12 protein-coding genes are annotated in these 12,726 nt (G+C 71.1%); 4 read left to right on the forward strand and 8 right to left on the reverse strand.

The annotated features are described in order from the left end of the window. Positions 1–91 precede the first annotated feature (91 nt). Together ACFVWY_RS17420 and ACFVWY_RS17425 are read right to left on the reverse strand one after the other, a co-directional pair. The gene (locus ACFVWY_RS17420) at positions 92–1,471 is read right to left on the reverse strand and encodes an aspartate aminotransferase family protein (protein WP_389872725.1); all 1,380 of its coding nucleotides are present in this window, start codon (positions 1,469–1,471) and stop codon (positions 92–94) included. Beyond that, complete coding sequence (locus ACFVWY_RS17425) at positions 1,456–1,962, reverse strand: Lrp/AsnC family transcriptional regulator (protein WP_376686254.1); 507 nt, start codon at positions 1,960–1,962, stop codon at positions 1,456–1,458. Before ACFVWY_RS17425 ends, ACFVWY_RS17420 begins: the two co-directional genes overlap by 16 nt. 161 nt (positions 1,963–2,123) lie before the next feature. Between ACFVWY_RS17425 and ACFVWY_RS17430 the strand changes: the two genes are divergently transcribed. From ACFVWY_RS17430 to ACFVWY_RS17440, 3 genes are all read left to right on the forward strand, one after another. Further along, a complete protein-coding gene (locus tag ACFVWY_RS17430) occupies positions 2,124–3,563 on the forward strand; it encodes a gamma-aminobutyraldehyde dehydrogenase (protein ID WP_389872728.1) in 1,440 nt (479 codons plus the stop codon). Positions 3,564–3,796: 233 nt separating this feature from the next. Continuing rightward, the gene (locus ACFVWY_RS17435) at positions 3,797–4,960 is read left to right on the forward strand and encodes a PotD/PotF family extracellular solute-binding protein (protein ID WP_389872908.1); all 1,164 of its coding nucleotides are present in this window, start codon (positions 3,797–3,799) and stop codon (positions 4,958–4,960) included. Between the two features lie 78 nt (positions 4,961–5,038). Then, the gene (locus ACFVWY_RS17440; RefSeq protein ID WP_389872731.1) at positions 5,039–5,620 is read left to right on the forward strand and encodes a hypothetical protein; all 582 of its coding nucleotides are present in this window, start codon (positions 5,039–5,041) and stop codon (positions 5,618–5,620) included. A gap of 33 nt (positions 5,621–5,653) precedes the next feature. On the opposite strand, the gene ACFVWY_RS17445 is transcribed toward ACFVWY_RS17440, so the two are convergent. From ACFVWY_RS17445 to ACFVWY_RS17465, 5 genes are all read right to left on the reverse strand, one after another. After that, the gene (locus tag ACFVWY_RS17445; RefSeq protein ID WP_389872733.1) at positions 5,654–6,853 is read right to left on the reverse strand and encodes a serine hydrolase domain-containing protein; all 1,200 of its coding nucleotides are present in this window, start codon (positions 6,851–6,853) and stop codon (positions 5,654–5,656) included. A gap of 447 nt (positions 6,854–7,300) precedes the next feature. Beyond that, a complete protein-coding gene (locus tag ACFVWY_RS17450; RefSeq protein ID WP_389872736.1) occupies positions 7,301–7,957 on the reverse strand; it encodes a response regulator in 657 nt (218 codons plus the stop codon). Further along, on the reverse strand, positions 7,954–9,078 hold the full coding sequence (locus ACFVWY_RS17455) for a sensor histidine kinase (protein ID WP_389872910.1): 1,125 nt from the start codon (positions 9,076–9,078) through the stop codon (positions 7,954–7,956). Before ACFVWY_RS17455 ends, ACFVWY_RS17450 begins: the two co-directional genes overlap by 4 nt. A gap of 110 nt (positions 9,079–9,188) precedes the next feature. Continuing rightward, a complete protein-coding gene (locus ACFVWY_RS17460) occupies positions 9,189–9,893 on the reverse strand; it encodes a glycerophosphodiester phosphodiesterase (protein ID WP_389872739.1) in 705 nt (234 codons plus the stop codon). A gap of 207 nt (positions 9,894–10,100) precedes the next feature. Further along, positions 10,101–11,129 (reverse strand): adenosine deaminase, encoded by a 1,029-nt coding sequence (locus ACFVWY_RS17465; protein ID WP_389872741.1) that lies wholly within the window; start codon positions 11,127–11,129, stop codon positions 10,101–10,103. Positions 11,130–11,261: 132 nt separating this feature from the next. Here ACFVWY_RS17465 and ACFVWY_RS17470 point away from each other — a divergent pair, with 132 nt between their 5' ends. Continuing rightward, entirely contained in the window at positions 11,262–12,056 is a 795-nt protein-coding gene (locus ACFVWY_RS17470; protein ID WP_389872744.1) for a DUF4190 domain-containing protein, read from the forward strand. A 123-nt stretch (positions 12,057–12,179) separates the two neighbouring features. Here the strand turns inward: ACFVWY_RS17470 and ACFVWY_RS17475 are convergent, their stop codons facing one another. Beyond that, positions 12,180–12,719 carry an NADAR family protein gene (locus tag ACFVWY_RS17475; RefSeq protein ID WP_389872912.1) on the reverse strand — a complete coding sequence of 180 codons (540 nt, stop codon included), beginning with the start codon at positions 12,717–12,719 and terminating at the stop codon, positions 12,180–12,182. Between the last annotated feature and the right edge of the window lie 7 nt (positions 12,720–12,726).

Consider the following 12,726-nt stretch of genomic DNA (forward strand, 5'->3'; position numbering starts at 1 on the left):
CTTCCCACTCGAATGGGCGCATCCGGGCCGTGTGGACCGTGTCGGGCGACGGCCGCCCGGTCCGTGGTCGGGCCGGCCGTCGCAGGGCTGGTCAGAGCTTGGTCCACGCCTCCGTGAGGACGTTGCGCAGGATGCCCTCGATCTCGTCGAACGTCGACTGGTCGGAGATCAGCGGCGGCGCGAGCTGGACGACCGGGTCGCCACGGTCGTCGGCCCGGCAGTACAGACCGTTCTCGTACAGCGCCTTGGAGAGGAAGCCGTACAGGACGCGCTCGGTCTCCTCGTCGCTGAAGGTCTCCTTGGTGGCCTTGTCCTTCACCAGCTCGATGCCGTAGAAGAAGCCGTTACCGCGGACGTCGCCGACGATCGGCAGGTCGAGGAGCTTCTGCAGCGTCGTGAGGAAGGCGTTCTCGTTGTCCAGCACGTGCTGGTTGAGGCCCTCGCGCTCGAAGATGTCGAGGTTGGCGAGACCGACCGCCGCGGAGACCGGGTGGCCACCGAAGGTGTAGCCGTGCAGGAAGGTGTTGCCGCCCTCGTAGAACGGCGCGGCGACGCGGTCCGAGACGATGCAGGCACCGATGGGGGAGTAGCCCGAGGTCATGCCCTTGGCGCAGGTGATCATGTCCGGCACGTAGCCGAACTTGTCACAGGCGAACATCGTGCCGAGGCGGCCGAAGGCGCAGATGACCTCGTCGGAAACGAGCAGCACGTCGTACTTGTCGCAGATCTCGCGGACCCGCTGGAAGTATCCGGGCGGCGGCGGGAAGCAGCCACCGGCGTTCTGCACGGGCTCCAGGAAGACCGCGGCGACGGTCTCCGGGCCCTCGAAGAGGATCTCCTGCTCGATCTGGTCGGCGGCCCAGCGGCCGAAGGCCTCGGGGTCGTCGCCGTGGATCGGGGCCCGGTAGATGTTGGTGTTCGGCACCTTGTGGGCACCGGGGACCAGCGGCTCGAAGGGGGCCTTCAGAGCCGGCAGGCCGGTGATGGACAGGGCGCCCTGCGGGGTGCCGTGGTAGGCGACCGCGCGGGAGATGACCTTGTACTTGGTCGGCTTGCCCTGCAGCTTGAAGTACTGCTTGGCCAGCTTCCAGGCCGTCTCCACGGCCTCGCCGCCACCGGTGGTGAAGAAGACCTTGTTGAGGTCGCCCGGCGCGTAGTCGGCCAGACGCTCGGCCAGCTCGACGGCCTTCGGGTGGGCGTAGGACCACACCGGGAAGAAGGCCAGCTCCTGGCCCTGCTTGTACGCCGTCTCGGCGAGCTCGTGACGGCCGTGACCGGCGTTGACCACGAACAGGCCGGACAGGCCGTCGAGGTAGCGCTTGCCCTGGTCGTCGTAGATGTAAGTGCCCTCACCACGGACGATGGTGGGAACGGGCGCGGTCTCGTAGTCCGACATGCGGGTGAAGTGCATCCACAGGTGGTCGTACGCGGTTCGGCTGAGGTCCTTGCTCACGGCTATCGGGTTCCCCACATATAGGTCTGCTTCTTGAGCTTCAGGTAAACAAAGCTCTCGGTGGAGCGCACACCGGGGAGGGCCCGGATGCGTTTGTTGATCGTGTCCAGCAGGTGGTCGTCGTCCTCGCAGACGATTTCCACCATCAGGTCGAAGGAGCCCGCGGTCATCACCACGTACTCGCACTCGGCCATCGCCGACAGTGCCTCGGCGACGGGGTCGAGGTCGCCCTCGACGTTGATGCCGACCATCGCCTGCCGCCGGAACCCCACGGTGAGGGGATCGGTGACGGCGACGATCTGCATCACGCCCTGATCCAGCAGCTTCTGGACGCGCTGCCGCACGGCCGCCTCGGAAAGGCCGACGGCCTTGCCTATAGCGGCGTACGGACGGCGCCCGTCCTCCTGGAGCTGCTCGATGATTGCGAGAGAGACGGCATCGACCGTTGGAGACGATCCGTTCCCGGTCCTGGAGTCTGCGCTGCGACTGGCCACGCATCCACTGTGCACCGGGACTCGTCTGTCTGGCAACCCCGAATCGATGAAATCCGTTGTTTGAGGGTCTAGATCTCACTGAATCCGAAGTTCACGGCAGGTGGGCATGTCGAAAGCGACACCCGAGCGACTACGCTGGGCGTCTCACCCATTGACGTGTGACAGGAGGGGTGGTTGTGACCACCGAGGTGCGCCGTCTGCGCAACTACATCAACGGAGAATTCCGCGACGCCGCTGACGGGCGGACCATCGATGTGGTCAACCCGGTGACGGAAGAGGTCTACGCGACTTCGCCGCTCTCCGGCCAGGCCGATGTCGATGCCGCGATGGACGCCGCCGCGGCCGCGTTCCCCGCCTGGCGCGACACCACGCCCGCCGAGCGCCAGAAGGCCCTGCTGAAGATCGCGGACGCCTTCGAGGAGCGCGCCGAGGACCTGATCGCCGCCGAGTCGGAGAACACCGGCAAGCCGATCGAGCTCACCCGGGTCGAAGAGGTCCCCCCGATGGTGGACCAGATCCGCTTCTTCGCGGGTGCCGCGCGGCTCCTCGAAGGCCGCTCGGCCGGTGAGTACATGGAGGGCCTGACCTCCATCGTCCGGCGCGAGCCGGTCGGCGTCTGCGCGCAGGTCGCGCCGTGGAACTACCCGATGATGATGGCCGTCTGGAAGTTCGCCCCGGCGCTCGCCGCGGGCAACACCGTCGTCATCAAGCCGTCCGACACCACCCCGGCGTCGACGGTGCTGATCGCCGAGATCATCGGCCAGATCCTGCCCAAGGGTGTCTTCAACGTCGTCTGCGGCGACCGGGACACCGGCCGCGCGATGGTCGAGCACCGGATCCCGGCGATGGCCTCCATCACCGGTTCGGTGCGGGCGGGCATGCAGGTCGCCGAGTCCGCCGCCAAGGACGTCAAGCGGGTCCACCTGGAGCTCGGCGGCAAGGCCCCGGCCGTCGTGTTCGAGGACGCCGACATCGCCACGGCCGTCGAGGGCATCGCCGGCGCGGGTTACTTCAACGCCGGTCAGGACTGCACCGCCGCGACCCGGGTCCTGGTCCACGAGTCCATCCACGACGAGTTCGTCGCCGAGCTCGCCAAGGCCGCCGGCGACACCAAGACCGGGCTGCCGGATGACGAGGACGTGGCGTACGGGCCGCTCAACAACGCCAACCAGCTGAAGCAGGTCAGCGGCTTCATCGAGCGGCTGCCCGCCCACGCCAAGGTCGAGGCGGGCGGCCACCGGGTCGGCGAGAAGGGCTACTTCTACGCCGCGACGGTCGTCTCCGGCCTCAAGCAGGACGACGAGATCATCCAGAACGAGGTCTTCGGCCCGGTCATCACCGTCCAGAAGTTCACGGACGAGGCCCAGGCCGTGGAGTACGCCAACGGCGTCGAGTACGCCCTGGCCTCCTCGGTGTGGACCAAGAACCACGCCCGCGCCATGCGGATGTCCAAGAACCTCGACTTCGGCTGCGTGTGGATCAACACCCACATCCCGCTCGTCGCCGAGATGCCGCACGGCGGCTTCAAGAAGTCCGGCTACGGCAAGGACCTCTCCGCCTACGGCTTCGAGGACTACACCCGCATCAAGCACGTCATGACCTCGCTCGACGGCTGACGAGCGGCGGCCCGCGAGCGGCGGCCCGCGAGCGGCGGGCCGACGAACCGTCGGCAGGCAGGTCACGGCCCCGGGCGCCCGTCCGGGGCCGTCGGCCGTTCCCGGGCACCCGCGAGGATCGAGCGGATCGACAGGGTGTGCGGCCGGTGCCGGTGCCGCTGGACGGTTGGTCCATTGCCCGCCCGGCCGCCGACCGGCATTCTTCGCGGGTGCGAGCAATCCCGAAGAACCCCATGTCCCGCCGCTCCCTGCTGCGCGCCCTCGGAGTCACGGCGGCCGGTACCGCGCTGGCCGGGTGCGGCGTGCCCGCCGCCTACGTGGAGCCCGGCGACCGCGCCGGGCGCGACACCTCGGCGAGCGACCACACCCTGCACTTCGCGAACTGGCCCCTCTACATCGACACCGACGACGAGAACACGTCGAAGCGGCCCACCCTCGACGCCTTCTCCCAGCGGACCGGGATCTCCGTCACGTACACCGAGGAGATCAACGACAACGACGAGTTCTTCGGGAAGATCAGTCCGGCGCTGATGAACCACCAGCAGACCGGACGCGATCTGATCGTGATGAGCGACTGGATGTCCGCCCGGTTCGTCCGGCTGGGCTGGGTGCAGGAGATGGACCGGGCGAAGCAGCCGAACGTCGCCAAGTACCTCGACCCCCAGCTGCGCTCGCCCGCCTTCGACGAGGGCCGTCTGCACAGCGTTCCCTGGCAGTCCGGGATCACCGGCATCGCCTACAACCGCAAGAAGCTCGGCCGCGAGGTCAAGCACCTGAGCGATCTGTGGGCGGACGACCTGCGCGGCAAGGTGACGCTCATGTCCGGGCTCGACGAGTCCATCGCCCTGCTGATGCAGGGCAACGGCGTGGACGTCACCCGCTGGACGCGGGACGACTTCCTCCTGGTGTGCGAGCAGGTCGAGAAGCTGGTGAACAAGCGGCACATCCGCCGCTTCACCGGCAACGACTACATCAAGGACCTGTCGACCGGCGACGTCCTCGCCTGCCAGGCCTACTCCGGCGATGTCATCCAGCTCCAGGCCGACAACCCGGAGATCGAGTTCGTGGTGCCCGAGGAGGGCGCCGAGCTCTGGGCGGAGTCGATGATGATCCCCAACCTCGCCCGCCACAAGCGCAACGCGGAGCGGATCATCGACTACTACTACGAGCCGGAGGTCGCCGCCGAACTGGCGACCTGGGTCAACTACGTCTGCCCGGTGCCCGCCGCCCGCGACGTGCTGGCCTCCGCCAAGGACAAGGAGTCCGCCGAACTCGCCGAGGACCCGCTGATCTTCCCCGACGACGACATGCGCAAGCGGCTCGCGATCGCACGCGACGTCACCTCCGAGGAGCGCACCGAGTTCGCGAAGAGGTGGAACGGCATCGTGGGCCTCTGATCCGTACCGGGACCTGCTGAGGGGCTGCCTCCAGGGGTGGCCCCGGGGGCCGGTGAACACGGGCGTACGCTGCGGGACATGAGCGAGCGAAGAGCCTTGCTGAGGCGCATACGCGTGTGGTTGGTCCTCTTTATCGTCTGTCTGGTACTGAGCGGGCTGACCGCCTTTCCGCTGGTGCACGAACTCCACTGGGCCGAGGATCTGCTGAGGTCCTCGGCCTCTCCCGTGCCGGAGCACTTCCCGGCACTGATGGAATGGATCACCAAGGTCCGTACCGGTCTCGACGAGGCCGACGCGCAATACCCCTTCGTGCTGTACGGCACCGACTGGCTGGCCTTCGCCCATCTGGTCATCGCGGTCGCCTTCTACGGTCCCTACCGCGACCCGGTCCGCAATATCTGGGTCATCGAATTCGGCATGATCGCCTGCGCCGGAATCATTCCGCTCGCGCTGATCTGCGGTCCCATCCGCGACATCCCCTTCTGGTGGTCCGTCATCGACATGTCGTTCGGCGTGTTCGGAGTGATCCCGCTGCTCGTGGTGCGCCGCATGATCAAGCGGCTGGAGGCGCTGGAGAAGCCCTCGCCGGCCGAGTCGACCTCACCGGCCGAGTCGACCGCGCCGGCCGAGCCGACCGCGACAGCCGCCCCGGCCGGCTGAGGCGCGCGGCTCCCGGGCCCGTCGGCCGGCTCATCAGGCCGACGGGGCGCCGAAGGCGGCGACCACGATGCCCAGAGCCGTGGGGTTCATCCCCTCGCCCTTCGCGTCGGTGGAGTTGACGCTGTAGACGAGGGTCCGGGAGAGGTCACGGGTGGCCGCCATCACCGTGTTGTACCCCCAGCGGCCACCCGTCTTGCCCCAGACGTCACGGCCGCCCAGCCGCATCACCGACAGACCCGCGCTGTACGCGGCGGGCTTGCCCGTGCCGTACTCGTGGACCGATGCGTCGGGCAGCGTGAACATCGCCTCCAGCAGCGGAGCGCGCACCACCCGGCCGCCGAACAGCGCCCGGGTGAAGCGCTCCAGATCCGCGGTGGTCGATATCAGGTCGCCCGCCGCCCACGCGTCCGTCGCTCCCCACACCGTCACATCGCGCAGCTCGTCCGCACCGAAGATCTGGTAGCCGCGGTTGTGCGGGCCCCGGATCGCCGGGTCGGCCCCCGGGAAGTAGGTGTCCCTCAGGTGCAGCGGTTCAAGAACGCGGCGGGAGACCTGCGAGGTGTACGTGTCGCCCGTGACCCGCTCGATCAGCAGGCCCGCCACCGTGTAGCCGATGTTGTCGTAGTGCTGCTGGGTGCCGGGCACGAAGTCGGGCTCCCGCGAGGTGGCCTCGCGCACGGTGCGCACCGGGTCGTGCAGGTCGAAGCGGTGCGCGTACCAGTCCTCCAGGTCGCCGCCTCCGCCCACGGACGGAATGCCGCTCGTGTGGTCCAGCAACTGGCGTACCGTCACCTTCCCGTACGCCGCCGGAATCAGGTCCGGCAGGTACCGCCGGACCGGGGCGTCCAGGCCGATCCTGCCCTCCCCGGCCAGTTGCAGCACCACCGCCGCGGTGAACACCTTGGTCACCGATCCGGCCCGGAAGCGCCCCTCCGGGTCCGCCGGGCGCCCGGAGACCAGATCGTGGACACCGGCGCTGCCCCGCCAGGTGCCCCCGCTGCCCGAGACCCGGACCAGCGCGGCGGTGGCATCGTCCTTCGGCAGCCCGGCGAGCGCGCAGCGCAGCGCCCTGGCGTCCGGGGCCTGTCCGGTGACCGCCCGCTGTGTGGTGGCGCTGGTGGGGCCCGTGGCGGACGGGGTGCCGGGCGCCGCCAGGGCCGGGGCGGCGGGGCCCGCCGCGATGCCGAGAACCAGCGCTGCCGCGACGACGGTGCGGGACGTACGGGTGTTCATCTCCGGTGCCTCCTGGGCGCGGAACCTCAACTGCTGTCGGGTTCCATCCTGTTGAAGGAAGGGCTCGGGCGGATCACCCGGCCGGGGGGTCCTTGGAGGGAGACCTTCTCGCTCCCGCGGGGGAGGGGAGCGCCGCTCCTCCCCCCGACGAGGGAGCCACCAGCGCGGGAACGCGCCGACGGAGGGAGTCACCAGTGGAAGGAGCCACACACCGCGACGGACTCACCGAAGGAGGGGGCCATGCGCGGAGGGAGCCGCGTGTGAAGGGGGGGCCATGCGCGGAGGGAGCCATGCGTGAAGGGGGCGGTGCGCGGAGGGAGCCATGCGTGAAGGGGGCGGTGCGCGGAGAAAGCCATTGCATGAAGGGAGCCACGCGGGGAGGGGGCCGCGCGTGAAAAAGGCATGCACGGAGGGCCGCCTTCAGAGGAAAACCACCCGGACCAGGGGTCACCCCGCCGACGGCGTCACCAGACCGCACTCGTACGCGCAGATCACCGCCTGGATGCGGTCGCGCAGCCCCAGCTTCGCCAGCACATTGCCGACATGGGTCTTCACCGTGTGCTCGCTGACCACCAGCGCCGCCGCGATCTCCGCGTTCGACAGCCCCCGGGCCAGGTGCAGCAGCGTCTCACGCTCCCGCGCGGTCAGCGCCTCCAGACGGGCCGACGGCGCCGCGGCGGGCGGCCGCGCGGTGTACTCGGCGATCAGCCGCCGCGCCACCGACGGCGCGAGCAGCGACTCCCCGGCCGCCACCACCCGTACCGCGTGCACCAGGTCCTCCCGGCGGACATCCTTCAGCAGGAAGCCGCTCGCGCCCGCGTGCAGCGCCTCGAAGACGTACTCGTCGGAGTCGAAGGTGGTCAGCATCACCGTCCGGCAGCTGGTCCCGGCGCTGATGGCGCGGCAGGCCTCGATGCCGTCCGTGCCCGGCATCCGGATGTCGAGCAGCGCCACCTCGGGCGCCAGCCGCCGTACCGCCGCCACCGCCGCGTCCCCGTCGGCGGCCTCGGCCACCACCTCGATGTCCGGCTGCGCGTCCAGGATCATCGCGAAGCCGCTGCGCACCAGCTCCTGGTCGTCGGCCACCACCACACGGATCGTCAACGTGCCTCTCCCGCCACTCGTTCGTTCCCGCCGCCGGTCTCCGGGGCGGTCCGCGGAATCGCCACCCGCACCCGGAAGCCCAGCCTGTCCGGGCCGGGGCCGGTGGTGGCCGTACCGCCGTGCGCGGCGGCCCGTTCCCGGATGCCGACCAGCCCCAGCCCCGGGCCGGGGCCGCGGTGTGCGCCAGGACCCCGTCCGTCGTCGGTGACGGTGAGGGCCAGCGTCTCGGTTCCGTGGTCCAGCAGAACGTGGACGGTGTCCGCGCCCGCGTGCCTGACCACGTTGGTCAGGGCTTCCTGCACGATCCGGTAGACCGTGGCCTCCACCGCCGGGCCCGGCGGCCGGGGAACGCCCGTCGCCCGGTACGAGACGGCGAGGCCGCTGTCGCGGACCCGCTCCACCAGTCCGGGCAGGGCCGCCAGTCCCGGCTGCGGTGCGCGCGGCGTGTCCGGTGCGGCCTCCGGCTCGCGCAGCAGGCCGAGCATCCGGCGTAACTGCACCATCGCGTCCCGGCCCGTCTCCGAGATCGCGTCGAAGGCCGCCTCGGCGCGCTCCGGCGCCGTACGCACCGCCACCGGCCCCGCCTCCGCCTGCACGATCATCAGGCTCACCGCATGGGACAGGATGTCGTGCATCTCCCGGGCGATCCGGGACCGTTCGCGCGCCACGGCCTGTTCGGCCTCGATCCGGTGCGTCAGCTCCAGCTGCCGCGCCCGGTCCTCCACCGCGCGCAGATACGCCTGGCGCGTCACCGTGAGCCTGCCGAAGGCGTACGCCGCCGCGAACACGAACAGGGAGAAGAACAGCTCCCGCAGATCCTGGCGGCCCAGCCCCACCGAGACCAGCACCGCCACCGCCGTCAGTACCGTCACCCCGAGCCGCTTCGGCGGTGAGGAGAGTTCGGCCACGGTGTAGAACGCCACGAGCCCGGTGTACGGGAGCGGCTGGCCCGGCCCGTCCACCGCGACGTTGTACAGCGCGCCGGCCGTGAGCACGGTCAGCAGCACCAGCACCGGTGCCCGGCGGCGCAGGACCAGCGGCACCACCGTCAGCGTGGTCAGCCCGTACGCCGTCCAGGTCGCGGGCGGCAGGTCCGGGGCGCGCGGCACCACGAACGGCATCGTCACAGCCGCCTGCACCAGCAGCGCGACGAGCAGGTCGACGGTGCGCGGTCCGGGGGCCCGGACGGCGCGTGACCCGGCCCGGTACGGTCCGGCCGACGGGGCCCCGGTCACGTCGCCGCTCCTTCGGCCGGGCCGCCGAGGACACCCCGCAGCACGTCGACCCGGTTGGTGGTGACCGAGTCGACGCCGCGGCGGACCAGACGGCGCATGGTCCGCCGGGTGTCGGCCGTCCAGGCGGAGACCAGCAGCCCGTCGCGGTGCAGACGGTCCGTCAGCTCCTGGTCCACCAGCCCGAACCGGTAGTTCAGCCAGCGCGGCCGTACCGCGTCGAGCAGCACGGCGCGCGGTGGCGCGTGCGTCGCCCAGGTCAGGGCGATCTCGGCGTGCGGATCGGCGGCCCGCACCCGGAGCATCGCGCCGGGACCGGCACAGTAGTAGACCCGCTCACCGGCTCCGCACTCCCGGACCACGCCGATGACCGCTGGGACGGAGGCGTCGGTGGCGCCCGGCAGGTCGATCATGAGCCGGTGTGCCTCCGTGGCGAGCAGCGCTTCGCGCAAGGTGGGCACGCCGCCCCGGGTGAGTCCGGTGAGCTCCCGGTGGGTCAGCCGGTCGATCCGCGCGTCGTGTCCCCACAGCCGCTTCAGCGTGGCGTCGTGCAGCAGGACCGGCACGCCGTCGCGGGTGACCCGGACGTCGATCTCGACCGCGTCCGCGCCCCGGCCGAGCGCGGAACGGATCGAGGCGAGGGTGTTCTCCCTGACCCGGTAGGGGTCGCCGCGGTGGGCCACGGCGGTGACTGAGGTGATCATGGGGTCATTGTGGCCAGCGGACACCGGCTCGCGCGTCCCTTCAGCCCGACCCAGCCCGACCCGGCCTGTCCCGGCCCGCGCGTTCCTTCAGCCCGGCCCCGGCCTGTCCCCGCCCGCCCGTCTCCGCCCGACCAGGCCCGTCCGTCTCCGCCTCGGTCCCGCCCCGCCCGGCCCGGCCCGTCCGATCCCGGTCCCGGCGGGTCCGGCTCAGATCCGGCCCAGCCAGTTCGTCGTGTACGTGTCGATCTCGGCGGCCAGTGCCCGCTTGCCGGCCGGGTCAAGGTACGAGGCCTCGACCGCGTTCTTCGCCAGCTCCGCGAGTCCCCGTTCGTCCAGGGTGAGCAGCCGGGCCGCGACCGCGTACTCGTTGTTGAGGTCGGTGCCGAACATCGGGGGATCGTCGCTGTTGATGGTGACCAGCACCCCCGCTTCCACCATCGCGCGCACCGGGTGCTGCTCGATGTCCGCCACCGCACGGGTCGCGATGTTCGAGGTCGGGCAGACTTCCAGCGGGATGCGGTGCTCGGCGAGGTGGGCCAGCAGCTTCGGGTCCTGGACGGAGCTGGTGCCGTGACCGATGCGCTCGGCGCGCAGATGCGTCAGGGCGTCCCAGACGGTCTGCGGCCCCGTGGTCTCCCCGGCGTGCGGCACGGAGTGCAGGCCCGCCGCGATCGCCCGGTCGAAGTACGGCTTGAACTGGGGCCGCTCCACCCCGATCTCCGGACCGCCGAGACCGAACGAGACCAGCCCTTCGGGCCGCAGGTCCACGGCGAGGTGGGCGGTCTCCTCCGCGGCCTCCAGCCCGGCCTCACCCGGAATGTCGAAGCACCAGCGCAGCACCACGCCGAGCTCGGCCTCGGCGGCCCTGCGGGCGTCCTCTATCGCCTCCATGAACGCCTGCTCGGGGATGCCGCGCCGGGTCGAGGAGTACGGCGTCACCGTCAGCTCCGCGTAGCGGATGTTCTGCCGCGCCATGTCGCGGGCGATCTCGAAGGTCAGCAGCCGGACGTCCTCCGGGGTGCGGATCAGGTCCACGACGGAGAGGTACACCTCGATGAAGTGCGCGAAGTCCGTGAACGTGAAGTAGTCGGCGAGCGCCTCGGGGTCGGTGGGGACCTTGGAGTCGGGGTGGCGCGCGGCCAGCTCGGCGACGATACGGGGGGAGGCGGAGCCGACGTGGTGGACGTGCAGTTCGGCCTTTGGCAGACCCGCGATGAAGGGATGCAGATCGGTCATCGGACACTCCGGGGCGAGGAAGGCGCGGCTGCCGGGCACCGTCGGCCGGGCAGGGGACGGGGATCATCGTAGGCCGCTTCGGTGCGCGGGAAGCGGGGCCGTAGCATGACGGGATCACGATGGGGGAGGCATATGTCAGACAGCACAGAGCAGCCCGGGGGCGGGGGCGGGGGCGCGCCGCGCGACCCGTGGGCCCCGCCGGAGAACAGGGCGCCGCTGCCGGAGAACAAGGTGCCGCTGGAGAAGCCGTCCGCAGGCGTCACTCCGTCCGCCGGCGTCACTCCGTCCGCCGACACCGCTCCGTCCGCCGACACCGCTCCACCCGCCGGGCACCAGCAGCCCACGGCCGCGGCGGCGCCCGGGGCCGGGGAGGGCCCCGCGCCTGCCGACGCACCGCCGTCGTCGGGATTCGGCTCACCGGCGCAGACCGGACCGGTGCCCGGCGCCGGTGACGTACCGCCGCCGCCGTTCGGGCCGAACGGACCGGGGCAGCAGAGCCCGCCGCCCGCCGGACCGTACGGCTACCCGGCCGCGCCGCCCGTGCAGTACGGCTACCCCTCCTACCCCGGCTACGGGCAGGGGGCCTGGGGCGCCGCGCCGCCCGCCAACGGGATGGGCACCGCGGCCATGGTGCTCGGCATCCTGGCCGTCTGCCTGTTCTGCATCTACGGGATTCCCAGCCTGATCCTGGGCACGCTCGCCCTGATCTTCGGCATCCTCGGACGCAAGCGGGCACAGCGCGGTGAGGCGAACAACGGCGGACAGGCGCTCACCGGGATCATCCTCGGGTCGGTCGGCATCGTCTTCGGAGTGGCGATCATCAGCTTCTTCATCTGGATGATCGCGACCCAGTTCAACGACATCGAGGAAGACTCCTCGTACGACGACCCGTACGCCACCTCCCTGGTCGTCGACGTGCGCCGCTGACGGACCAGGGCGGGGCCCGGTGCGGCCCACCCGTTCAGCACCGCCACCCACCCGCGGCCCGGCGGGACCGGATGTACCGGTCCCGCCGGGCCGCGGGCACGTGCTGCACCGCCCGGCCGCGGCTCAGGCCGCGCGCAGCTTTGCCCGCGCGTCCATCAGCGCGAAGCCCAGCAGGTTCAGACCGCGCCAGCCCGCCGGGCTCGCCGCCCGCGGATCGTCCGCCGCCAGGCCGATGCCCCAGACCCGGTCCACCGGGCTCGCCTCGACCAGCACCCGCTCCCCGGTGCTGAGCAGGAACTCCCGCAGCTCCGGATGGGCCCGGAACTTGTGCACGCTGCCGGTCACCACCAGGGCGAACCGCTCGCGCTCCCACAGCGCCTCGTCGAAGCCGCGCACCAGCCTGCCCACCTTCTTGGCCGCCGCCGGGCTCGTCGCCGCCACCGCGGCCGCCTCCGATTCCGCGTCGCCGAACAGACGGGCCTTGGCGGCCATCATCCAGTGTTCGGCCGAGGCGTACCGCACCCCGTCGGCCGTGAAGGGCGCGGGCCACCACTGGCTCAGACAGCTCGCGCCGACGCGCCCGTCGGGCCGCGGGCGGTGCCCCCAGAAGTGCAGGTACTTCACCCGTTCCCCGCGCGCGGTCCGGGCCAGGAGATCGACCATGTGTTCC

The organism is Streptomyces sp. NPDC058195 (assembly GCF_042883525.1).
Classification (GTDB): Bacteria; Actinomycetota; Actinomycetes; order Streptomycetales; family Streptomycetaceae; genus Streptomyces.

Excerpts from the sequence above, each read along its gene's own strand:
- ACFVWY_RS17435 (WP_389872908.1), top strand. The coding sequence starts at position 3,797 with ATGTCCCGCCGCTCCCTGCTGCGCGCCCTCGGAGTCACGGCGGCCGGT.
- ACFVWY_RS17440 (WP_389872731.1), top strand. The coding sequence starts at position 5,039 with ATGAGCGAGCGAAGAGCCTTGCTGAGGCGCATACGCGTGTGGTTGGTC.
- ACFVWY_RS17445 (WP_389872733.1), bottom strand. The coding sequence starts at position 6,853 with ATGAACACCCGTACGTCCCGCACCGTCGTCGCGGCAGCGCTGGTTCTC.
- ACFVWY_RS17455 (WP_389872910.1), bottom strand. The coding sequence starts at position 9,078 with ATGCCGTTCGTGGTGCCGCGCGCCCCGGACCTGCCGCCCGCGACCTGG.
- ACFVWY_RS17460 (WP_389872739.1), bottom strand. The coding sequence starts at position 9,893 with ATGATCACCTCAGTCACCGCCGTGGCCCACCGCGGCGACCCCTACCGG.
- ACFVWY_RS17465 (WP_389872741.1), bottom strand. The coding sequence starts at position 11,129 with ATGACCGATCTGCATCCCTTCATCGCGGGTCTGCCAAAGGCCGAACTG.
- ACFVWY_RS17470 (WP_389872744.1), top strand. The coding sequence starts at position 11,262 with ATGTCAGACAGCACAGAGCAGCCCGGGGGCGGGGGCGGGGGCGCGCCG.
- ACFVWY_RS17475 (WP_389872912.1), bottom strand. The coding sequence starts at position 12,719 with ATGGTCGATCTCCTGGCCCGGACCGCGCGCGGGGAACGGGTGAAGTAC.